This is a genomic window from Amycolatopsis methanolica 239, from assembly GCF_000739085.1.
In the GTDB taxonomy this organism is placed as follows: domain Bacteria; phylum Actinomycetota; class Actinomycetes; order Mycobacteriales; family Pseudonocardiaceae; genus Amycolatopsis_E; species Amycolatopsis_E methanolica.
In genome coordinates this window covers 799339-820578 of record NZ_CP009110.1, presented here as the reverse complement: position 1 = coordinate 820578, position 21240 = coordinate 799339, and the positions used below count along the sequence as shown (strand labels likewise).

Sequence of the window (21240 nt, the reverse complement as noted above, 5' to 3'; positions counted from 1 at the left end):
CCCGAGCCCCGGACGCGGCTGGAAAAGATCTACTTCTGCGGCGTGGTCGGGACGGTGATGCTGCCCGAGATGATCGCCTGCTTGTAACCCTCGAGCTGCGGCTTGATGTCGTCGATCTTGCCACCGGAGGTGGAGTAGCCGACGCCGTCGACCGACAGGTCGAACCGCTTGGGCAGGGAGCTCAGCGTGTTGCTCGCCAGCGCCTGGATGTAGTCGTACACGGCCACGTCGACCCGCTTGAGCATGGAGGTCATGATGACGTCCTTGTACTCGGCGACGGTCGCCTGGTTGTACTGGTCGGAGTCGACGCCGATGGCGAGGCTCTTGGCCGCGCTCGCGGCCTGGAAGACGCCCTTCCCGGAGGCGCCTGCGGCCTGGTAGACCACGTCGGCGCCGGCGGAGAACTCGGCGGCGGCCTTGATGTTGCCCTTCGCCGGGTCCTGGAAACCGGTGTTGTCGCCGGCCGGGGTCAGGTAGTCGCTGGTGATCTGGACCTTGTTCGACGCGGCCTTCGCGCCCGCGATGAAGCCGGCCTCGAACTTCTGGATCAGCGGGGTGTTCACGCCGCCGACGAAGCCGACGTGGCAGTTCTTGCTCTTGTAGACCGCCGCGACGCCCACCAGGAAGGAGCCCTGCTCCTCGGAGAACACCAGCGGGGTGACGTTCGGCGCGGTCACCGAGTCGTCGTCGACGATGGCGAACTGGGTGTTCGGGAACTTCGGCGCGACGGCCTGCACGGCGCTCGCGTAGGCGAAACCGATCGCCAGGATCGGGCTGTAGCCGTCCGTGGCCAGCTGCGTCAGGCGCTGCTCCTTGGCGGCCTCGTCCTCGGTCGGCGACGCGGTGCTCTCCCGGACGTCGGTGACCCCCATGTCGGCCTTGGCCTTGTCCACACCCGCGGCGGCGGCGTCGTTGAACGAGGCGTCACCCCGGCCCCCGATGTCGAACGCGAGCGCGACCCGCAGCTTGCTGGCGTCGACCCGCTCGCCCGCGGCGCTCGAACTGGTCGACGCCGCGGTGGCCGCGGGCGCCGTTGCCGTGACGCAGGAACCGGCCGCTGCGTTGTCGTTGTTGCTGCTCCCGCTGGTGCCGGAGTCCTTCGCACACCCCGCCAGCGCGAGCGCCGCCGCCATGGCGGTGGCGGCCAGTGTGGTGGCACGCGTCTTACGCACCCTGTCTCTCCCTCCCCGCTGGTGTTCCAGCGGACCCGAGAACGACCCGGCTCATTGCCGGGCTCGACGGGCGAACGGTACCCGCCTGTGAGCGAATGGCCATGCCAGAGCCACAGCACGTAACCTAAACGTTTGCTTGTTCTCCGGCACGGCGACAGTTCAATCACATTGAGTCACGCCCACCCGACCGAGTGAGCGAGATTCACCTCACTTCGCGAAGTTTGAGCGACGTGCTAACGGGGGTGAGACCTGCGACACGCAGAGGGTGTCTGGTCGATCACACACACCAACCACAGGTTGAGTGCGGTATGGCGACCAGGTCTAGCATCCCCTTTATCCAAGCTCGATGGCCTTGAACACCCCGCCGGGGCGCCTGCGAAGTCCCAGGTGGACGCTCCCGCGGCCCGGTGGATTCGCAGGTCAGCCGGGCACAGTCCAACCACGACGTTGGAGGCCGTACACCGATGTCCACCACGGCGAGCACCGCCGCCGACCAGACGGCGGCGGAGGCGAGCGATCGGGCGGGTGCCTCACGCCGGAGCGGGACCTTCTACCGGGGCGACCCGGGCATGTGGTCCTGGGTCCTGCACCGGATCACGGGCGTGCTCACCTTCTTCTTCCTGTTCGTCCACGTCCTCGACACCGCGCTGGTCCGGGTTTCGCCCGACACCTACAACGAGGTCATCGAGACCTACAAGACCCCGCTGGTCAACCTCATGGAGGTCGGCCTGGTCGGCGCAGTGCTGTTCCACGCGCTGAACGGCATCCGGGTCATGCTGGTCGACTTCTGGTCGAAGGGCACCAAGTACCAGAAGCACATGCTGTGGACGGTCGCCGTCATCTGGGTGCTCGTCATGATCCCCGGTGCGATCGCGATGATGTGGCGCACGGTGTCGGAAATGTTCGGAGGCTGAGCGAGAGATGGCAACCGAGACCCTCGCACTCGACAAGCCGCGCTCGCCGCGGCGACCCGCCGCCCGCCGCAGCAACTTCGAGCTCTACAGCTGGCTGTTCATGCGGATCTCCGGCCTCGCGCTGGTGGTACTGGTGCTCGGCCACCTGTTCATCATGAACATCCTCGACGGCGGCGTGCACCGGATCAACTGGGGCTTCGTCGCAGGCCGCTGGTCCTCGCCGTTCTGGCAGTTCTGGGACCTGGCGATGCTGTGGCTGGCCCAGCTGCACGGCGGCAACGGCCTCCGGACGGTCATCGACGACTACGCACGCAAGGACAGCACGCGCTTCTGGCTGAAGATCGTGCTCTACGTGTCGATGGTCGTCATCCTGTTCGTGGGCACCCTGGTGATCTTCACCTTCGACCCCGACATGGCCGGCAGCTGACCCACCACCACCCGAGGAAGAAGCGGACATGCAGTTCCACAAGTACGACGTGGTGATCGTGGGCGCCGGTGGCGCCGGGATGCGCGCCGCCATCGAGGCGGGCCAGCGCGCCCGCACCGCGGTCCTCACCAAGCTCTACCCGACCCGCTCCCACACCGGCGCGGCTCAGGGCGGCATGTGCGCCGCGCTGGCCAACGTCGAGGAGGACAACTGGGAGTGGCACACCTTCGACACGGTCAAGGGCGGCGACTACCTGACCGACCAGGACGCGGCGGAGATCATGGCCAAGGAGGCCATCGACGCCGTGCTCGACCTGGAGAAGATGGGCCTGCCGTTCAACCGGACGCCGGAAGGCAAGATCGACCAGCGCCGGTTCGGCGGGCACACCCGTGACCACGGCAAGGCCGCGGTGCGCCGGGCCTGCTACGCGGCCGACCGCACCGGTCACATGATCCTGCAGACGCTGTACCAGAACTGCGTCAAGCACGGGATCGAGTTCTTCAACGAGTTCTACGTGCTCGACATGATCACGACCGAGACCGAGAACGGGCCCGTCGCCACCGGCGCGGTCGCCTACGAGCTCGCGACCGGCGAGATCCACGTCTTCCAGGCGAAGGCGGTCGTGTTCGCCACCGGTGGCTTCGGCAAGGTCTTCAAGACCACGTCGAACGCGCACACCCTCACCGGCGACGGCATGGGCATCTACTACCGCAAGGGCCTGCCGCTGGAGGACATCGAGTTCTACCAGTTCCACCCGACCGGCCTGGCCGGCCTCGGCATCCTGCTCACGGAGGGCGCCCGCGGTGAGGGCGCGATCCTGCGCAACGCCTCGGGTGAGCGGTTCATGGAGCGCTACGCCCCCACGATCAAGGACCTCGCGCCGCGCGACATCGTCGCCAGGTCGATGGTCCTGGAGGTCCTCGAAGGCCGCGGCGCCGGCCCGCACAAGGACTACGTGCTCCTGGACTGCACGCACCTCGGCGCCGAGGTCCTGGAGACGAAGCTGCCGGACATCACCGAGTTCGCCCGCACCTACCTCGGTGTGGACCCGGTGAAGGAGCCGGTGCCGGTGTACCCGACCGCGCACTACGCGATGGGCGGCATCCCGACGAACGTGCACGGCGAGGCCCTGCTCGACAACGACACCGTCCTGCCCGGCGCCTACGCCGCCGGTGAGGTCGCGTGCGTGTCGGTGCACGGCGCGAACCGGCTGGGCACCAACTCGCTGCTGGACATCAACGTGTTCGGCCGCCGCGCCGGCATCGCCGCCGCCGAGTACGCCAACACCCACGACTTCGTCGAGCTGCCGGAGAACCCGGCCAAGATGGTCGAGGGCATGGTCGACCACCTGCGCACCGCGCACGGTGGCGAGCGGGTCGCGGACATCCGCACCGAGCTGCAGCAGACCATGGACACCAACGCGGCCGTGTACCGCACCGAGGACACGCTGAAGACCGCGCTGACCGACGTCCAGCGGCTCAAGGAGCGCTACGGCCGGATCTCGATCCAGGACAAGGGCAAGCGGTACAACACCGACCTGCTCGAGGCGATCGAGCTGGGCTTCCTGCTCGACCTGGCCGAGGCGCTGGTCAACGCGGCGCTGGCGCGCAAGGAGTCCCGCGGCGGGCACGCCCGCGAGGACTACCCGAACCGCGACGACGTCAACTTCATGCGGCACTCGATGTCGTACAAGATGCTGCCGGAAACGCCGGACCCGGACGCCCCGTTGGGCATCAACGGGTTCATGGCCGACATCCGGCTGGACTACAAGCCGGTGACCTTCACCCGGTACGAGCCGATGGAGCGGAAGTACTGACATGACCGCGGTAGCCGAACAGAACACCGTGAACGGGATTCCCGCGCCGGAGGGCTCGGTCACGATCACGGTGAAGATCCAGCGGTTCAACCCGGAGATCGACGACGCGCCGCACTGGGAGTCCTACGAGGTCCCGGCGCTGCCCACCGACCGCGTGCTGAACCTGCTGTTCAACATCAAGAACTACGTGGACGGCACGCTGTCGTTCCGCCGGTCGTGCGCGCACGGCATCTGCGGTTCGGACGCGATGCAGATCAACGGCATCAACCGGCTGGCCTGCAAGGTGCTCGTCAAGGACCTGCTGGCGAAGGACGGCAAGGAGACCACGGTCACCGTGGCCCCCATCAAGGGCCTGCCGACGCTGAAGGACCTCTACGTCGACATGGAGCCGTTCTTCGAGGCGTACCGGGCGGTGAAGCCGTACCTCATCACCTACGGCAACGAGCCCACGCGCGAGCGGATCCAGTCGGCGGCGGACCGCGAGCGGTTCGACGACACCACCAAGTGCATCCTGTGCGCGGCGTGCACCTCGTCGTGCCCGGTGTACTGGAACGACGGGTCGTACTTCGGCCCGGCGGCGATCGTCAACGCCCACCGGTTCATCTTCGACAGCCGTGACGAGGGTTCCGAGGAGCGGCTGGACATCCTGAACGACGCCGAGGGCGTGTGGCGCTGCCGCACGACTTTCAACTGCACCGACGCGTGCCCGCGTGGCATCCAGGTGACGAAGGCGATCCAGGAGGTCAAGCGCGCGCTGCTGTTCAAGCGCGTCTGAGGTTCCCGCGGAAGAGGCCCCCTCGCCCTGGCGGCGGGGGGGCCTCTTCTCGTGTCAGGAGCGGCGGTCGCGGACGGCCAGCACGATGATCGCGGCCACGACCACGACGCCCGCGCCGCCGACCCAGAACGGCCAGACGGGCGCGCCTTCGCCGGTGGCCGCGGCGACGGGCGTGGGCTCGGCGGTTTCGGTGGGCTGGTCGTCGCCGAAGACGCCGCCGCTCGGTGCGGTGTAGGCCGGTCCGGGTTCGGGTGTGCCTGCCACCGTGAGGTCCAGCGTGACCGGGACCGGGACGTTGTCGCCCTCGTCGAAGGTCGCGCCCAGTTTGACCGCGATGTAGTACCAGCCCGCGACGGCCTGCGTGCGCACCTTCGAGTTGTCGGCCTCGCGGTTGTGGTAGCGCACCGGCGCGGTGGCGATCGCGTCCCGGGTCGGCAGCACACCGCCGGAGCCGGTGTAGACCGTGGAGTCGGAGTCGATCTCCGCGCGGTACGGGTTGTAGGCGGTGGTGGCGATGTTCGAGACGTTGTCGACGCCGCTGCCGCCGGCCTGTCCGAAGTGGACGCGGTAGGCCAGGCCCTGGCCCCAGGCCAGCTTGACGCGGTAGAAGACGTACTCGCCGCGCTGGAGGTGTCGGTGTAGCGGCCGCTGCCCGTCAGTGGGGCGGCGACGTTGAACGAGCCGCCGCCGGTAACGGGCGTGCCGGTGCCGGCGGGTTCGGTGAACGCGGTGGTGGGCAGGACGGCCTTGGAGCCGCCGTCGGCGACCGCGGGCTCGGCGCCGACGAGCAGTTCGACCGGCAGCCGCTCGGGCACCTCGGCCGACACGCGGTCCCAGGTCAGGGCGAAGTAGTACCGCCCGGTGCCGCGGCAGTTGTCGGAGCTGCCGTTGCCCTTCTTCTGCTCGGTCGCGCCGTCCCAGGCCTTGGCGATCGTGAGGGCGACGCCGTCGCTGGACATGGCCGCCTGCTCGGACAGCAAGGCGTGGCAGTCCTCGCCGCCCGCGCCGTAGACGCGCAGCTGGAGCGAGTTGATGTCGTCGAGCCGGTCGACGTCGGGCAGGCGGGGGAAGGAGATCGTGCCGCTGAAGTAGGCGGTGGCGCCCTGCGGGACGTCGACCGCGTAGTAGCGGGTTTCCTTCTGGCCGAGGGTGTCCAGGTGCTGGCCGGAGCCGGCGACCGGCGCGGTGTCCCAGCTCGCGGCGCCGGTGATCGGGGTGCCCGCGGGCTCGTAGGTGCGCAGCGCGGTGGCGGACACGCGCGGCAGGATGCGCTCCAGGGTCGTGCCGTCGGGGGCGTCGCTGTAGGTGCCGCCGGTGACCTGGGCGATGCAGGTGAGCTGCTCGCGGGACCTGGCGTCGACGTCGAAGCCGACCGCGTGCACGACGACCTTGGCGCCCTGGGCGGTCAGTTCCCTGGCGACCTCGCACGGGTCCCTCGCCGTCGGAGACGAGCACGACGGCGCGCGGACCGGTCTGCGGGAGCGCGGCGGCGGCAGTGCGCAGGGCGGTGCCGATCGGGGTGTAGCCGCTGGGCTGGATGCCGTCGACGGCCGCGGTGAGGGCGGGCTTGTCGATGGTGTTCGGTGGGCTGAGGACCTGGACGTCCTGGCAGCCCTGGGCCTTCTCGGCGTCGGACGAGCCGGTGCGGGTGCCGTAGACGGTGAGGCCCACCTGCGCTTCCGCGGGAGCCGACCCGATGAACCGGCGCAGCGCGCTCTTCGCGGCGTCCATCTTGGTGCCGGTGGCGTCCGCCTGCTTCATCGAGCCGGACCCGTCGAGGACGAGCATGATCGGCGCGTAGGCGGGTTGCTGTGCTCCGGTCTGGGCTGGGACCTGCGCGTGGGCTGGGGCGAGCCCGACGGCCAGCAGACCCGCGACGGCCCCCGGGAGGAGCTTGGAAAGCCGGAACATGATCCCCCATCCGTGTGATCGATGCCGCTTGGATGCGATCGCAAAGGCGATGGGTTCCGGCGAGTTTCAGCCGTTGCGGATGGGGGCAGAGCGCCGCGCGCCACCTCCGGGTCAGTGACTCACCGGGCGTGGGACGGGCTCAGGATGTTCGACCACCGTCCCCGACGGGACCGAGGCGCTCCTCCGGCGTCCCGCGTCAGACGTCGACCTTGTCGGGGCGTTTCGTGCGCAGTCCGCGCCATCCGATGATCCCGATGATCGTCCCCAGGGTGAAGCTCACGATCGCCAGGATGAGGTGCACCACGAAGAACCCGGTGGCCGATCCGTCCGGCCCCCACGAGTTCTCGCTGGCCCACAGGTTCTTCACGAACGTGATCCAGATGACCCAGGACCAGATCCCGAAAGCCAGCAGGAACCACGCCACACGTCGAGACATGCTCCGAGTATCCCCCGATCGGATCAGGGCGCCGCGCCGGGGAACCGGTCCGCGCGTCCTCTAGCCTGCTTTGGTGCGACGCGGTTTCCTGCTCTCCCTCGTTCTGGTTGTGTTGTCCGGTCTCGTGCCGTTCGCCGGCACCGCGACGGCCGCTCCCGCCGTGTGCCCCGACGCGGTCGTGCCACCCCCACCGGTGGACACCTCCGAACAGCCCCCGCCCGGCGTCGCCTCGCCCGCTCCCCTGCCGGTGCCGAAGACGGCCGTCGGCGGGGCTCGCATGGGCGAATGCGGTGTCGTCTACCCGTCCGGCGCCGCGGTTCCGCCCGACACCACCGCCGCGTCCTGGGTGCTGCAGGACCTCGAGACCGGCGAGGTGCTCGCCGCGAAGAACCCGCACGCGCGGGAGCGCCCGGCATCGCTGATCAAGACCCTGCTGGCGCTCGTGGTGATCCGGGACCTGAAGCCGGGCCAGGTGATCGTCCCGACGGCCGAGGACGTGAGCCAGGAGTGCACCTGCGTCGGCCTCGTCGCGGGCGGGCGGTACACCGTCGACCTGCTGCTCCACGGCCTGCTGATGCACTCCGGCAACGACGTCGCCCACGCCTTTGCGACCGCGCTGGGCGGCGTGCCCGCGACCGTGCGGAAGATGAACGAGCTGGCCGCCGAACTCGGCGCGACGGACACCCGCGCCGCGACGCCGTCGGGTCTGGACGGCCCTGGCATGTCGGCGTCGGCCTACGACATGAGCCTGATCTTCAACTACGCCATGAAGCAGCCCGAGTTCGCCGACTCGATCGCCACCCGCACGGTGCAGATCCCGGACCAGCCCGGCAAACCGGCGTTCTCGATCGTCAACGACAACAAGCTGCTCGGCACCTACAACGGTTTCCTCGGCGGCAAGACCGGCTTCACCGACGACGCCCGCCACACCTACGTCGGCGGCGCCGAGCAGAACGGCCGTCGCGTCGCGGTGGTCCTGATGCGGGCCGAGAACCGCCCGGCGCCGGTCGTGAACCAGGCCAAGGCGCTGCTGGACTACGGCTTCGCGCTGGCCCGCTCCAACGCGTCACCGGTGGGCCACCTGGTGTCGCCGGTGGTGTCGGAGCAGGCCGCGGACGGCGGCACCACGGACGTCGCCGGCGTCTCCGAGGCCGGGGCCGCCGGCAAGAAGGATCCGTTCGGGGTGACCGGGTGGATCCTGACGCTGGTGGTGGCGGTGATCATCGTGGCCGGGTTCGTGATCGGGCACCACCGCAAGAAGGGGCAGTCGTACTGAGGTCGCCTTGGGTGCCGACCTCCCCCGCCCCCGATTCCTGATTGTGTTTCAGTCGCCGACCAAAGGTCGGCTGTGGATCGGGGGCGGGGGGGGTCTGGTGCGTGGTCGGTGTCGTTGTGTTGCCGGCTTGCGGTTGGTCCTGGTGCTATCGGCGTCGGCGGCCTAGCCAGGCCAGTGCGGCACCGGCGCTGAACGCGCCTGCCACGGCGCCCACGCCGGGGCCGCGCCGCACCTCCACCGTCGGGCGGATGACCGCCGGCGGCGGGGGTTCGACCGTCGTCACGAGGTTCTCCCGCGCGGTCGCCGTCCAGGCCGTCACGAACAGCAGGAACCGGGACACCAGGTTGGCGAACACCAGCAGACCGATGATGGGCCCGAAAAGCACCCCGCTCGGCGAACTGGTGACGCTCGCCAGGTAGATCGAGCCGACCTGCTTGAGCACCTCGAAGCCGACCGCGGCGATCGCGGCGCCCTTGATCGCGCTGCGCGCCGACACCTTCTCCCGCGGCAGCCGCGACAGCACCCACAGGAACACCAGCATGTTCGCCAGCAGGGACAACACGATCGTCGCCAGGCGGAGCAGGAACCGCGCCCACGACTGGTCCTCCAGGCCGACGAGCCCGAGCAGGAAGTTGCCCACCCCGCCGCCGACCGCGGTCAGGCCGAACGACACGACCATCGCCAGCCCCAGCCCGCCGAGCGCCAGCAGGTCCTTGATCGTCGTCGAGACGATCGGGCGGCTCTTCTTCTCCTGGCCCCACTGGGCGGTCAGCGCGTCCCGCAGGTTGCTCATCCAGCCGATGCCGGAGTAGAGCGCCAGCAGCAGACCGAACACCCCGGTGCCGCCGCGGGAGGCGAGCGCCGCATCGACGATCTTGGTGACGAAGTCGCCGATCCCCGGCGGCGTCGACGAGATGATCCCGTCCCGCAGCTCGTTCAGGGCCGCCTCGTTGTTCGCCAGCACGAACCCGGCGATCGAGAACCCGACCATGAGCAGCGGGAACAACGACAGCACACTGAAATAGGTGATCGCCGCCGCGTAGTGGTTGCCGTAGCGCTCGCCGAACGCGTCATTGGCCCGCACCAGGTGGTCGAGCCACGGGTACTTCCGGCGCAGCCGCGGGACCAGCTTTTCCTTCTCTTCCGCCACGGGAAAACGCTAACGACCCCGCCCCGACCTCGCAATTCGGGGCCGGGGCAGGTCCACTGTAGACGTCAGGAGGCGGGCGGCAGGAATCCGACGCGGTCGAACACCCGCGCCAGCGTCCGCGACGACACCTCGCGCGCCTTTGCCGCGCCCCGGGCCAGGACCTTGTCCAGTTCGGCCACATCGTCCAGATAGGACTGGACGCGCTCCTGGATCGGGGCGACCCACTCGACGAGGACCTCGCCCAGGTCCTTCTTCAGGTCGCCGTACCCCTTGCCCTCGTAGGCGGCCTCCAGATCCGCGATCGTGCGGTCGGTCAGCGCCGAGTAGATCGACAGCAGGTTCGACACGCCCGCCTTGTTCTCGCGGTCGAACCTGACTTCGCGGCCGGTGTCGGTGACCGCGGAGCGGATCTTCTTCGCCGAGCGCTTCGGGTCCTCCAGCAGCTCGATGATGCCGTTCGGCGAGGACGCCGACTTGCTCATCTTCACCGCCGGGTCCTGCAGGTCGTAGATCTTCGCCGTGCCCTGGACGATGTGCGGCTCCGGCACGGTGAACGTCTTGCCGAAGCGCTGGTTGAACCGCTGCGCGAGGTTGCGGGTCAGCTCCAGGTGCTGGCGCTGGTCCTCACCGACCGGCACCGCGTCCGCCTGGTAGATCAGGATGTCGGCGGCCATCAGCACCGGGTAGGTGAACAGGCCGACGCTGGCGTGGTCGGTGCCCTGCTTGGCGGCCTTGTCCTTGAACTGCGTCATCCGGCTGGCCTCGCCGAACCCGGTCAGGCACTCCAGCACCCAGGACAGCTGCGCGTGCTCGGGCACCTGGCTCTGCACGAACAACGCGCTGCGCTCCGGGTCCACGCCCAGCGCGAGCAGCTGCGCGGCCGAGACGCGGGTGCGCTGCCGCAGCACCTTGGGGTCCTGCTCGACCGTGATCGCGTGCAGGTCGACGACCATGTAGAAGGTCTCGTGCGTGTCCTGCATGCGCACCCACTGCCGGAGCGCGCCGAGGTAGTTGCCGAGGTGGAACGAGTCGGCGGTCGGCTGGATCCCGGAGAGCACGCGCGGGCGGGCGGTGGTTTCTGGCGCTTCGGACACGACCCGGATTGTCTCAGGCCCCGCGGACGGCGATCGCAGCGAGGTCCGCCGCCGGGCCGCGCAGCCGCGACCCGGCGCGCCAGACCAGCCGGAGCTCGCGGTGCAGGTCGACTCCGCCGACGTCGACGGCGACGAGCGTGCCCGCCGTGAGCTCCGCGGCGACGGTGTGCGCGCCCAGCACCGCCGGGCCGATGCCCTCCATGACCGCCGACTTGATCGCCGTCGTCGAGGACAGTTCCAGCAGCGGCTCGGCCAGCTCCGCGGGCGCCAGCGCGACTTCCAGCGCGCGGCGGGTGCCGGAGCCGCGTTCCCGGCTGATCAGCGGCGTGGCGGCCAGCTCCTCCGGCCGCGTCGGCCGCCGTCGCCGGGCCCACGGGTGGCCGGGCGCGACGACGAGCCGGAGTTCGTCGACGGCGACCGTCTCGGCATCGAGTCCCGCGGGCAGGTCGGGGCCTTCGACGAACCCGAGGTCGACCTCGCGGGCCAGGACCTGCGCCGCGACCTCCCCCGAGTTGCCCGAGGTGAGCGCCACCGCGGTGCCCGGGTCGATGCGGCGCAGCGCGGCGAGCCACTTGGGCAGCAGGTACTCGGCGACGGTCAGGCTGGCCGCCACGCGCAGGTGCTCGTCGCGGCGGGCGCGCAGCGCGGCGATCCCGGCTTCCAGGTCGGTGGCGGCCTCGACGACCGGCCGGGCCCAGTCGGCGACCAGCGCGCCGGAGTCGGTGAGCCGGGAGCCGCGCGGCGACCGGTCGACGAGCGCGACGCCGGTCTGCGCCTCCAGCTGCCGGATCCGGGCGCTGGCCGCGGGCTGGGAGATCCCGTGGGCGCGCGCTGCCGCGCCGATGCTGCCGAGCTGCGCGACGGACAGCAGCAGCTCGAAACCGGCGAGGTCGGTGACACGCAGGGGCATAGGCACAGGTTATGAGCTCATCGGCCGGTGATCCCTACCGGATGCGGCGCCGCGGACCGAACGTGGAGGCATGCTCGAACGCGCGCCGCGCCTGTCCCGCCCCGGCACCACCCCGAACTGGTTCGCCTCCGTCATGGGCAGCGGCATCGTCGCGACCGCCCTCCCGGCGCCGCTGTCGCTGCTGCGGCCAGTGGTCACGGTCGTCTGGGCGCTGGCCGCGGCGTGGCTGGTGGTGCTGGTCTGGCAGCTGGTCGCGGACCGGCGGCGGCAGCACCGGCACCTGCGCGACCCGGTGCTCGTGCACTTCTGGGGCGCGCCGCCGATGGCGCTGCTGACGATCGGCGCGGGCGCGGTGGCGCTCGGCCGGGACTGGATCGGCACCGGCCCGGCACTGGTGGCCGGCGCGGTGCTGTGGACCGCGGGCACGGCGCTGGGGCTGGTGACCGCGGTGGGCGTGCCGTACCGGATGATCACCGGCCGCATCCCGGCCGCCGAACCGTTCGCCGGGTGGCTGATGCCCGTCGTGCCGCCGATGGTCTCGGCGGCCACCGGCGCCGCGCTCGTGCCGCACCTGCCTGCCGGGCAGCCGCGGCTGGCGCTGCTGCTGGCGTGCTACGCGATGTTCGGGATCAGCCTGTTCGCGACGGTGGTGCTGCTGCCGCAGATCTGGCACCGGCTGGTGACCGCGGGGACGGAAGCCGCCCGGGTGCCCGCGCTGTGGATCGTGCTGGGACCGCTGGGCCAGTCGATCACCGCAGCGAACCTGCTCGGCGCGGCCGCGCCCGGGGTGCTGCCGTTCGGGGCCGCGGCGGAGGCGTTCGGGTTGTTCTACGGCCTCGCCGCGTGGGGGTTCGCGATGTTGTGGCTGGCGATCGCGGCGGCGGTGACGTTGCGGACCGTGCGCGCCGGGATGCCGTTCTCACTCACCTGGTGGAGCTTCACGTTCCCCGTCGGCACCTGTGTCACCGGTACCAGCGCGCTGGCCGCGGTGACCGGTTCGGCGTTGTTCGGCGGGGCCGCGGTGGCGCTCTACGTTTTGCTCGTGGGCGCCTGGGTAACCGTCGTAGTGCGGACGGGTCAGACCTGGGGACGCCGGTAGGGGGTCAGGGCCGGGCGCGTGGGCTCTTCGGGGGTCTCGACGACGACGGGGACGACGGCCTCCGCCTGGGACTTGCGGCGCTGGCGCACGATGCCCAGTGCCATGCCGATGATGCCGAGCAGGACCGCGGCGAGGCCGACGGGGCCGAGCAGGCCGAACGAGACGCCGGTCGGTTCGGCCTGAGTGGCCGGCGACGCGGCGGCGACGCCGGTGGTGGTCGCGGTCGCGGAGACCGCCAGGACCAGGCCGGCCCGCAGTACGTGCACTGTTCGGTTGCGCACCGGTGTGCCTCCTGAGACGAGACTGCCGTTCCAAGGTGGCCGTCACCCTAATGGGCGACGGTTACCAGCGTGAAAACTACCGACCGTGTCAAGGCCGATCGTTTTTGATCACGTGCGGGGCAGAGAGTAGCGCCCATCGGAGTGCCGGGGACACGGGGGCCACACCCCGACCACCACCTGGAACGACATGCCAGCTCAGACGGCTGGAGCTAGCTAGTCGGCCTGCTTCGGGTGCCCGACCCCCGCGTGCTGGACCCAGACCGTCCGCCGCGGCTCGTCGAAGAGGTACCAGACCCGGCCCGCGCCGGTGACCTCCAACTGCCACCGCGGAAGGCTGCGCCCCTGGTGCGTCCCGTGCGCGAGTCCGCCCTTGAGCTGGTGGTGGCGACTGGTCGGCTTACCGGGCCCGGGACCGGGGTCCGTCCGCATGGTCTCCCAGGCCTTCCGCAGGTTCCCCCGAGCCGCCGCTTCGAGTTCGTGCCAGCCCTTGACGGCTTCCGCGGTGCTGAACCGGATCTCCCACTCGCCGCCGACGGCAGGCGGCGCGACCGGGTCACCACGCTTGGGGCTCACGCGTCCGCTGCCCCCGGAGCGGGCACCGCACCGAAGTCGTCTCCGTCACGCTGCAGCACGGCAAGCAGCTCGGGGTCGGCGTGGACCTCCGCCGTGTGCCGCCACGAGGTGATGACCTGAGCCACCGGTGCCGGGTTGCACAAGGCCTCCGCGCCTTCGAGCGCGTCGACGAGTTCGACGACGAAGGCCTGCACGTCCTCGCGCGGCAGGAAGCGCACCCACGGGAACGCCTCCGGCACGACCTCGGTGACCAGGGACCGGGTCTGGTCCTCGTGCTTCATCAGCGCCAGCAAGTCAGGACTTGCGCGCGTCGGGCTCCGGGAGGTGCCTGGCGGTGATCGCGAGGGCCTCCTCGCGCGTCGGCGGGGCGTCGTTGGCTACGACGGGTCCCTCGCGTACTTGTACGGCCAGTTCTCGGTCTGCACGATCAGGCTCAGCCGGCCCGCCCTGCGCACCAGCATCTCCTTGCCCGTCCCGCGTTCCATCCACAGCAGGACGTCGCCGCCGGGCCGCTAGTCGTACCAGACCACGAACGACACGAGCTGCCCCCGATCAGTCGGTGTGCCAGGGACAACACCCGTGCTCATCCGGACATTCCGGCTATTCCGGGGAAAAGTCGAACGTCGCCGTCACCGGGGCGTGGTCGGACCAGCGCAGCTCGTAGCTCGCCGCCCGCTCCACCACCACCGACGTGCACTTCTCGGCCAGGCCGGGCGTCGTGACCAGGTAGTCGATGCGCCAGCCCGCGTCGTTGTCGAAGGCCTTGCCGCGGTAGGACCACCACGTGTACGGGCCGGGCCCCTCCGGGTCGAGCTTGCGCTGCACGTCCACGTACCCGGCCTCGCCGAACACACGGCTCATCCAGGCCCGCTCCTCCGGCAGGAAGCCGGAGTTCTTCTGGTTGCCCTTCCAGTTCTTCAAGTCGATCTCGGCGTGCGCGATGTTCCAGTCACCGCCGACGACGACCTCGCAGCCTGCCGCCTCGGCCTTGCCGCGCAGCTCGATCAGGTACGGCAGGAACGCGGCCATGAAGCGTTCCTTCTCGTCCTGCCTCGGGGTCCCCACGTCACCGCTCGGCAGGTAGAGGCTGGCCACGATCACGCCGGGCAGGTGCACCTCGAGGTAGCGCCCGCTGTCCTCGAACTCGGCCTCACCGAAGCCGACGCGCACCTCCGACGGCTCGGCCCGGCTGTAGACGGAGACGCCGTTGCGACCCTTCACCGCGGACGGCGCGTGGTGCGCGTGCCACCCCGCCGGCGCGACGACGTCCTTGGGGAGCTGCCCGGCCTCGGCGCGCACCTCCTGACAGAGGATCACGTCGGACCCGCTGGCGGCGAGCCACTCGACGAACCCCTTCTTGGCGGCGGCGCGCATGCCGTTGACGTTGACTGTGGAGACGGTGAACACGCCCAGCACGTTACCGGCAGGCACCGACGTTCCCGGACACTGCTGCCATGAGCGAGCTGATCGTCCTCGGCAGCTGCGGCGCGTGGCCGGAGCCGGGCCGCGCGTGCGCCGGCTTCCTCCTCACGCACGAGGACTTCCGCGTTGTCCTGGACCTGGGCTACGGCACCGTCGGTGCTCTGCTGGACCACTGCCCACGCGGCGAGGTCGACGCCGTGATCGTCACCCACCGCCACCCGGACCACTGCGTGGACCTCAGCGCACTGGCCCGCGTGCGGCACTACGAGGCCCCCGACTCGCCGAGGATCCCCCTCTACTGCGAGCCGGGTGTGCTCGACGTCCTGCGCGCCCTGGAGCCCCGGCCGGATCCGGCGACCGTGTTCGAGGTGCACGACCTCGGCCGCCCGGCGCGGGTCGGGCCGTTCTCATTGACCTCGTTCCCGCTTCCGCACCACGTTCCGGACTACGGCGTGCGTCTGGCGGCGCCGGGCCTCACCGTCGCCTACACCGGGGACTGCGGACCGACGGAGGCGCTGCGTGAGCTGGCGCGCGACAGCGACCTCTTCATCGCCGACGCGACGCTGCGGGAAGAACCCGCGCCGGGCAACCCGCGCGGCGTCATGACCGCCACGGAGGCGGCGACCTGGGCGGCTGCCGCGGGTGCGCGCCGGTTGCTGCTGACCCACTTCTGGCCGGGCAGCGATCGGGCGATTTCCGCCGCGCAGGCGAGCACCGCGTTCGGCGGTGAGGTGATCGTCGCCGCAGAGGGGATCGTCGTGGCGCTCTGAGGTCAGCAGTTACCGCTGACCGGCTGCAGGTACTCCGTCTTCGCCCACTTGTTCTCGGCGATCTTGCGGAATCCGTTCTGGACCTCGGCCTGCGCGTCGGTCTCGGCGTTCTGGCTGAACTTGCCCACGATGTCCGCACCGGCGTCCGGCGCCGCCCGCACGTTGAGCACGTCCGCGGTGACGGTCACGCGACAGCCGCCCGAGCCGCCAGTGGCGCCCTCCGAGACCTGCTTGTCGCTGCCCATCACGTAGATCAGCCCGACGCCGGCCAGGATCGCGACGATGATCAGTGCGCGCTTGGGGATGCCCAGGAACACGGGTGCTCCTCACCAGCTGAAAGTGCGTTCCGGGTAAGGGTAGCCACACTTCAGCACCCCCGACAGGCCCGCGCGGGCGAACCACCCGAGAGGCGTCACGAGGCGGGCACGCTCGGTGACGAAACCGTCGGCCAGACGCTGTCGTGGCGCACCACGTGAGTGCCGGCGCGGGCCAAGAGGGCGACGACGACCGGATCCCGGTACGGATCGAAGGGGCGCTGCGCCTGCCACAGGTGACCGGACAGGGCCGTCGCCAGCTGTCCGGCCGCCCCTGGCCCCGCGGACCGTCAGGACGGTGAGCGAGACGATCCGGTCCCCCGGGACGCGGCAGACCACGTCCAGCCGGCTGCGCGCGGCGCCGGTCAGTCGCAACGCGTCGAGCACCAGCCCGCAGAGCAGCTCCGCGAGCATCTCCAGCAGCGCGAACGGCACGAGCACGAGCCAGACGAGGAGCTGCAGGCCGGCCACGACCGCCTCCAGCACCTGTCCCGGCGAGCCCGGCGACCAGCAGCAGCGGCGCGAGGTAGAGCCACTCCCAGCCGCGGATCTCCCGGTCGTTGGTCTTGCGCTGCTCCCGGCGCTCCTGGCGCCACTCCGACGGGGTGCGCCTCGGATCGGTCCGCACGGCGCGGTAGCGGTCGTACTCGCCGGACGCGATGTTCATCGGCTGGACTCCGCGCTTCCACAGCGCGAAGCGGCGCGTCAGCGTCCAGACGTGGTCGTCGGGGTGGATCACCTGCACTCGCGCAGTGATACCCGAGACAACGGGCGGACGAAGAAGAGGCCCGGTCACCGTGCGGTGACCGGGCCTCTCGCCGTGGCCGGAAAAACGCGGACTCAGCCCTGGGCGATCTTCGCCGCCAGGTTCTCGTCCAGGGTCGCCAGGAACTCCTCCGTCGTCTGGAACGGCTGGTCCTTGCCGACGAGCAGCGCCAGGTCCTTGGTCATCTTGCCGCTCTCGACGGTCTCGATGACGACCTGCTCGAGCTTGTTGGCGAAGCCGACCAGCTCGGAGTTGCCGTCCAGCTTGCCGCGGTGCTCGAGACCCCGGGTCCACGCGAAGATCGACGCGATCGGGTTCGTCGAGGTCGGCTTGCCCTGCTGGTGCTGCCGGTAGTGCCGGGTGACCGTGCCGTGCGCGGCCTCGGCTTCCACGGTCTTGCCGTCCGGCGTGCGCAGCACCGAGGTCATCAGGCCCAGCGAACCGAAGCCCTGCGCCACGGTGTCGGACTGCACGTCACCGTCGTAGTTCTTGCACGCCCAGACGTAGCCGCCCTCCCACTTCAGCGAAGCGGCGACCATGTCGTCGATCAGGCGGTGCTCGTAGGTCAGACCCTTGGCGTCGAAGTCGGCCTTGAACTCGGTCTCGAAGATCTCCTGGAAGGTGTCCTTGAACATGCCGTCGTAGGCCTTCAGGATGGTGTTCTTCGTCGACATGTAGACCGGCATGCCGCGGTCCAGGCCGTACTGCAGCGAGGCGCGCGCGAAGTCCTCGATCGACTTGCGGTAGTTGTACATGCCCATCGCGACGCCGCCACCCTCCGGGTAGCGGGCGACCTCGAACTCGATCGGCTCGGAGCCGTCCTCGGGCACGTACGTCATGGTCACCGTGCCGGGGCCGGGAACCTTGAAGTCGGTCGCCTTGTACTGGTCACCGTGCGCGTGACGGCCGATGATGATCGGCTTCGTCCAGCCCGGGACCAGCCGCGGGATGTTCTGGATGATGATCGGCTCACGGAAGACGACACCACCGAGGATGTTGCGGATGGTCCCGTTCGGGCTCCGCCACATCTTCTTCAGGCCGAACTCCTCGACCCGGGCCTCGTCCGGCGTGATGGTGGCGCACTTGACGCCGACGCCGTGCTTCTTGATGGCGTTCGCGGAGTCGACGGTGATCTGGTCGTCGGTCCGGTCGCGCTCTTCGATACCCAGGTCGTAGTACTCGAGGTTGATGTCGAGGTACGGGTGGATCAGCTTGTCCTTGATGAACTTCCAGATGATGCGAGTCATCTCGTCGCCGTCGAGTTCTACGACGGTGCCCTCGACCTTGATCTTGGCCATGAGCCGCGGTGCTCCTCTCGCGGATCTGCGCGTGTCTGTGCAGCACGTCTATGCGGTACAAGCGTACTGCTATTAGGAGACGAACGCCTTAGGTGGTGACGTACCTCAGTCTCGCAAAGGCCCGAAGTGGCAGAAGTCACGCCCCTCGCGGAGCGTAGGTTCCCTGCCATGCGGTTCCCGATCAAGACCCGGCCCACCCACACGACCTGGCAGGAGATCCGGGCCGTGTGGGTGGCGGCCGACGACGTCGAGCTGTTCGACCGAACCGACCTTCGACGATGCGACCTGCGAACAGAGCCTTGGCGACGATCACGGCGCCGAGCGGGAGTCCAACGGAATGGAGGGTTCTGCGGGGCCGTGAGCTGCGAAAACCGAAAGGCTCGTTGCCTGAGGCCACTAGCCTCAAGTTCGTTTCTCACCTCGCTCTCTGGAACCGTACGGCGGTGCTGAACCTCGGCATGCTGCTCCGCGTCAGGACGGGGTCTTGGGAAGCAGCGGCTCCACCCGTTCGGCCAGGGCCTGGGACTCGGAGCACGCCCTGTCGTCGTCACCGGGCATGGCCATCACGACATCCGCCAGCACCCGCGCATGCGGTCCGATTTCGATGGCGGTACTGCATCCCCCCGCTGACACTCTGGCCTGGAGCGCTTTTCGTCCGTTCACGGTTGTCTCGGTCGCGCCGGGGTTTGCTGCCACGAACTCCTGCAATCCCTGCACGGGATCCAGCGCCAACCCCCTGGCGCCGTACTCCATTTTGGTGGCAGTGCACTCATTGCGCTTGCTGATGTTTCGCCCGGGCCGAAAACCTTGCCCCTCGTTCAACTGGTCGAGGATCTGGCAGGCGTTCAGGCCCGCGAACACGTCTTCGCCCCCGTCGGCGGTTGCCGAGGCGGACCCGGGCGCAGGGCTCGGACTTCCCGAAACAGTAGTTGTGCAGCCGCCTACGGCAACTGCGACCCAAGCCAGGGCGAGCACTGCCCGCCCGGCGCGAGTGCTGGTGCTCACAGTACTTTCCCTAGTCCTTGAACTTGCCGAGATACTGAGTTGCCGCCCCATCGGAATCATCGTAGCGAGCCATTGCCTCGTCCAATGCGTCGACGAGTTTGCCCAGGTTGGCCCTGATCGCGTCGTAGACCTGGACGAGCGAATGCTCGTCTGAATCCATGGCCGTCTGAAAGTGAGCGGCCGCAGTTCTCGCGTAGTCGTCGTTGCCAAATTTAGGGGCACTCTTCAGTCGGTAGACGTTCTCCTGAATGCCCGCCAGTCGCTCCAGCATCTGAGTGACCGCACGGCGGAGGTGGGTGCCGGTCTCCTCGTCGACAGCCCAACCGCCCGAGCGGGCGGAGTCGAGCAGCCGTTGCGTGTCGGCTGCCATGGCTTCGGCCTGCCTGATGTCGTGGAATCCAGCGCCTACGTTCGTCCAGCCCCCCACGTCGTTCCCTCCCCCTAGGATCGCTCCTTGAGCTGGCGTTTCAGGTCCTCGACGTCCCACCTGTGGTGACCGCCGACCGTGGTCAGCGTGGGATTCACGCGTCCCTCGGCGACCCACCGTTGCAGGGTGCGCCGGTCTACGCCGATCGCCTTCGCGGCGTCGGCAGTCGGAACAAGATCGCCGGGCACTTGCCTACGTTCGCCGCTGGATGCCGCACTAGTCCACTCGGATGACGCGTTTCGTGTCGAACACGGCTGTTCAACGCGAACGAGTACGTTTGTCGCGATTGTCGCACTTGACCGGAGGCGAGCGTGTGCCCACGTTCCTGAGCGTCAGAGACCCGGCCGAATGGGCCGTAGTCGGCGAGCAGCGTCACGCTGTCGAACGGTGGTGGTCCCGCGACGGCGAGACCGTCGCGGCGACCGTGTGCGGATGGCTGATCCACCAGAGCAGGACCGACCGTCGGCGCCGAGAAGCGCCGACCTGCCAATCCTGCGCTGGCCTGGTCGGTTACACCGGGGAGTAGAGCGCCCGGCGGTACCACTGCGCCGGGTCGGTCCCCAGCTCGATAGCGACGGCGACGGCCATCTTCTGTGTCGCCTCTTCGCGGACGCCGTTGGCAAGCAGCCAGCCTCGGAGGTCGGCCAGGTAGCCGTGGCCCTGTCACTACAGGGACCGCCTGCGGGGCGGTCCCCTCACTATTCCGGGGCCTTCGAGGGCCCCGGGCGATAACCCGGTCTTCTGTGGACGGCCGCCGATACGCGGGCGGCCTGCTGTCTCCGACGGCTACACCGGCCTCCGGCGGCTACATAAGGGAATGGCCCGGGAAAAGCAGGCCACTTTGCTGCCAGGGTGGCCGGGAAAAGCAGGCCACCCGGTGTTCAGAATGGCCGGGATTTCCCGCGGAGGGTGGACACAAATGCAGGCCACTTTGACGCCTACAGCTTCACCGCCTCCGGTACCGACAGCACGTACTGAGTACCCCGTTCGCGGGCGCGCTTCGGGCGCCGCGCCAGGAACCCGGCATCCACGAGCCGTTGAGCGTGACCGGTCAGCCGGTCACGGTGTGCCCCGATCGCCTCGGACAGCTTGCGGTCCGAGATCTCCACCCGGAACGTCCGCAGGTTCGCCCAGTAGCCCAACAGGGCGGCGTAGTGGCACGTCGCCATCCCTTGGCCGCCGAAGTGGCGTTCGACGCGGACCAGCCAATCTCGGATCGCTGCCACGCCGTTGCCGGTGAGCGGCAACGGCGCGATGACTTCAGGGGGCTCGTACAACGCATCGAACGGGTCGCTGCTTGCCGTCGGCGTTCTCGCCGACGCGGAGTATGCCTGTTCCATCTCGGCGCTGAAATCGGCGGGAATGGTCATCGGATCCTCTCGTGGTTCGATACGAAAGGCCCCG

The 21240-nt window shown here is 69.5% G+C and carries 25 protein-coding genes and 1 pseudogene; 8 read left to right on the top strand and 18 right to left on the bottom strand.

Annotation, left to right across the window (positions count from 1 at the left end):
• Positions 1 to 29: 29 nt before the first annotated feature.
• Positions 30 to 1133: a BMP family lipoprotein gene (locus AMETH_RS04060; protein ID WP_038532710.1), complete on the bottom strand. Its 1104-nt coding sequence runs from the start codon at positions 1131 to 1133 to the stop codon at positions 30 to 32.
• A gap of 503 nt (positions 1134 to 1636) precedes the next feature.
• On the opposite strand from AMETH_RS04060, the gene sdhC reads away from it, so the two are divergent.
• Genes sdhC through AMETH_RS04040 form a run of 4 tightly spaced genes read left to right on the top strand, consistent with a single transcriptional unit; the run spans position 1637 to position 5104 of the window.
• A complete protein-coding gene (gene sdhC / locus AMETH_RS04055) occupies positions 1637 to 2086 on the top strand; it encodes a succinate dehydrogenase, cytochrome b556 subunit (RefSeq protein ID WP_017986770.1) in 450 nt (149 codons plus the stop codon).
• 7 nt (positions 2087 to 2093) lie between these two features.
• The gene (locus AMETH_RS04050) at positions 2094 to 2513 is read left to right on the top strand and encodes a succinate dehydrogenase hydrophobic membrane anchor subunit (protein ID WP_017986769.1); all 420 of its coding nucleotides are present in this window, start codon (positions 2094 to 2096) and stop codon (positions 2511 to 2513) included.
• A 28-nt stretch (positions 2514 to 2541) separates the two neighbouring features.
• On the top strand, positions 2542 to 4329 hold the full coding sequence (gene sdhA, locus AMETH_RS04045; protein WP_017986768.1) for a succinate dehydrogenase flavoprotein subunit: 1788 nt from the start codon (positions 2542 to 2544) through the stop codon (positions 4327 to 4329).
• A 1-nt stretch (position 4330) separates the two neighbouring features.
• Positions 4331 to 5104: a succinate dehydrogenase iron-sulfur subunit gene (locus tag AMETH_RS04040; RefSeq protein ID WP_017986767.1), complete on the top strand. Its 774-nt coding sequence runs from the start codon at positions 4331 to 4333 to the stop codon at positions 5102 to 5104.
• A gap of 54 nt (positions 5105 to 5158) precedes the next feature.
• On the opposite strand, the gene AMETH_RS39625 is transcribed toward AMETH_RS04040, so the two are convergent.
• Positions 5159 to 5545: a hypothetical protein gene (locus AMETH_RS39625; RefSeq protein ID WP_017986766.1), complete on the bottom strand. Its 387-nt coding sequence runs from the start codon at positions 5543 to 5545 to the stop codon at positions 5159 to 5161.
• Between the two features lie 420 nt (positions 5546 to 5965).
• Between AMETH_RS39625 and AMETH_RS39620 the strand changes: the two genes are divergently transcribed.
• The gene (locus tag AMETH_RS39620; RefSeq protein ID WP_017986764.1) at positions 5966 to 6115 is read left to right on the top strand and encodes a hypothetical protein; all 150 of its coding nucleotides are present in this window, start codon (positions 5966 to 5968) and stop codon (positions 6113 to 6115) included.
• 483 nt (positions 6116 to 6598) lie between these two features.
• Here the strand turns inward: AMETH_RS39620 and AMETH_RS42375 are convergent.
• Together AMETH_RS42375 and AMETH_RS04030 are read right to left on the bottom strand one after the other, a co-directional pair.
• Positions 6599 to 6835: pseudogene (locus AMETH_RS42375) on the bottom strand (hypothetical protein); the annotation flags it as partial.
• Between the two features lie 376 nt (positions 6836 to 7211).
• On the bottom strand, positions 7212 to 7451 hold the full coding sequence (locus AMETH_RS04030; protein WP_026153784.1) for an SCO4848 family membrane protein: 240 nt from the start codon (positions 7449 to 7451) through the stop codon (positions 7212 to 7214).
• A 73-nt stretch (positions 7452 to 7524) separates the two neighbouring features.
• Here AMETH_RS04030 and AMETH_RS04025 point away from each other — a divergent pair, with 73 nt between their 5' ends.
• Positions 7525 to 8727 (top strand): D-alanyl-D-alanine carboxypeptidase family protein, encoded by a 1203-nt coding sequence (locus tag AMETH_RS04025; protein ID WP_017986760.1) that lies wholly within the window; start codon positions 7525 to 7527, stop codon positions 8725 to 8727.
• Positions 8728 to 8872: 145 nt separating this feature from the next.
• Here the strand turns inward: AMETH_RS04025 and yhjD are convergent, their stop codons facing one another.
• The 3 genes from yhjD to AMETH_RS04010 form a co-directional block, all read right to left on the bottom strand.
• Positions 8873 to 9877, bottom strand: coding sequence for an inner membrane protein YhjD (yhjD, locus tag AMETH_RS04020; RefSeq protein WP_017986759.1), 1005 nt, complete (start codon positions 9875 to 9877; stop codon positions 8873 to 8875).
• 65 nt (positions 9878 to 9942) lie between these two features.
• On the bottom strand, positions 9943 to 10971 hold the full coding sequence (gene trpS, locus AMETH_RS04015) for a tryptophan--tRNA ligase (RefSeq protein ID WP_026153783.1): 1029 nt from the start codon (positions 10969 to 10971) through the stop codon (positions 9943 to 9945).
• Between the two features lie 13 nt (positions 10972 to 10984).
• Complete coding sequence (locus AMETH_RS04010; RefSeq protein WP_017986757.1) at positions 10985 to 11881, bottom strand: LysR family transcriptional regulator; 897 nt, start codon at positions 11879 to 11881, stop codon at positions 10985 to 10987.
• 70 nt (positions 11882 to 11951) lie between these two features.
• On the opposite strand from AMETH_RS04010, the gene AMETH_RS04005 reads away from it, so the two are divergent.
• Positions 11952 to 12980, top strand: a complete 1029-nt coding sequence (locus AMETH_RS04005; protein WP_017986756.1) for a TDT family transporter — start codon at positions 11952 to 11954, stop codon at positions 12978 to 12980.
• Here AMETH_RS04005 and AMETH_RS04000 read toward each other — a convergent pair.
• From AMETH_RS04000 to AMETH_RS03985, 4 genes are all read right to left on the bottom strand, one after another.
• Positions 12959 to 13261 (bottom strand): hypothetical protein, encoded by a 303-nt coding sequence (locus AMETH_RS04000; RefSeq protein WP_026153782.1) that lies wholly within the window; start codon positions 13259 to 13261, stop codon positions 12959 to 12961. The genes AMETH_RS04005 and AMETH_RS04000 overlap by 22 nt on opposite strands.
• A 213-nt stretch (positions 13262 to 13474) precedes the next feature.
• Positions 13475 to 13834 carry a type II toxin-antitoxin system RelE family toxin gene (locus AMETH_RS03995; RefSeq protein ID WP_017986754.1) on the bottom strand — a complete coding sequence of 120 codons (360 nt, stop codon included), beginning with the start codon at positions 13832 to 13834 and terminating at the stop codon, positions 13475 to 13477.
• Positions 13831 to 14115, bottom strand: a complete 285-nt coding sequence (locus tag AMETH_RS03990; protein WP_223843054.1) for a DUF6247 family protein — start codon at positions 14113 to 14115, stop codon at positions 13831 to 13833. The genes AMETH_RS03995 and AMETH_RS03990 overlap by 4 nt, the downstream gene beginning before the upstream one ends.
• 319 nt (positions 14116 to 14434) lie before the next feature.
• The gene (locus tag AMETH_RS03985) at positions 14435 to 15265 is read right to left on the bottom strand and encodes an exodeoxyribonuclease III (protein ID WP_410468227.1); all 831 of its coding nucleotides are present in this window, start codon (positions 15263 to 15265) and stop codon (positions 14435 to 14437) included.
• 23 nt (positions 15266 to 15288) lie between these two features.
• Between AMETH_RS03985 and AMETH_RS03980 the strand changes: the two genes are divergently transcribed.
• Positions 15289 to 16026, top strand: a complete 738-nt coding sequence (locus tag AMETH_RS03980; RefSeq protein ID WP_017986750.1) for an MBL fold metallo-hydrolase — start codon at positions 15289 to 15291, stop codon at positions 16024 to 16026.
• 2 nt (positions 16027 to 16028) lie between these two features.
• On the opposite strand, the gene AMETH_RS03975 is transcribed toward AMETH_RS03980, so the two are convergent.
• The 7 genes from AMETH_RS03975 to AMETH_RS03945 form a co-directional block, all read right to left on the bottom strand.
• Positions 16029 to 16343, bottom strand: coding sequence for an SH3 domain-containing protein (locus tag AMETH_RS03975; RefSeq protein ID WP_017986749.1), 315 nt, complete (start codon positions 16341 to 16343; stop codon positions 16029 to 16031).
• Positions 16344 to 16352: 9 nt separating this feature from the next.
• Positions 16353 to 16811, bottom strand: a complete 459-nt coding sequence (locus AMETH_RS03970; protein WP_156131601.1) for a hypothetical protein — start codon at positions 16809 to 16811, stop codon at positions 16353 to 16355.
• 369 nt (positions 16812 to 17180) lie between these two features.
• Positions 17181 to 18404 (bottom strand): NADP-dependent isocitrate dehydrogenase, encoded by a 1224-nt coding sequence (locus AMETH_RS03965; RefSeq protein WP_017986747.1) that lies wholly within the window; start codon positions 18402 to 18404, stop codon positions 17181 to 17183.
• 471 nt (positions 18405 to 18875) lie between these two features.
• On the bottom strand, positions 18876 to 19265 hold the full coding sequence (locus AMETH_RS03960; RefSeq protein ID WP_017986746.1) for a DUF3558 domain-containing protein: 390 nt from the start codon (positions 19263 to 19265) through the stop codon (positions 18876 to 18878).
• Positions 19266 to 19419: 154 nt separating this feature from the next.
• Positions 19420 to 19836: a hypothetical protein gene (locus AMETH_RS03955; RefSeq protein ID WP_017986745.1), complete on the bottom strand. Its 417-nt coding sequence runs from the start codon at positions 19834 to 19836 to the stop codon at positions 19420 to 19422.
• A 14-nt stretch (positions 19837 to 19850) separates the two neighbouring features.
• A complete protein-coding gene (locus AMETH_RS42370; protein ID WP_017986744.1) occupies positions 19851 to 20024 on the bottom strand; it encodes a helix-turn-helix domain-containing protein in 174 nt (57 codons plus the stop codon).
• A 750-nt stretch (positions 20025 to 20774) separates the two neighbouring features.
• The gene (locus AMETH_RS03945; RefSeq protein ID WP_017986743.1) at positions 20775 to 21206 is read right to left on the bottom strand and encodes a hypothetical protein; all 432 of its coding nucleotides are present in this window, start codon (positions 21204 to 21206) and stop codon (positions 20775 to 20777) included.
• Positions 21207 to 21240 lie beyond the last annotated feature (34 nt).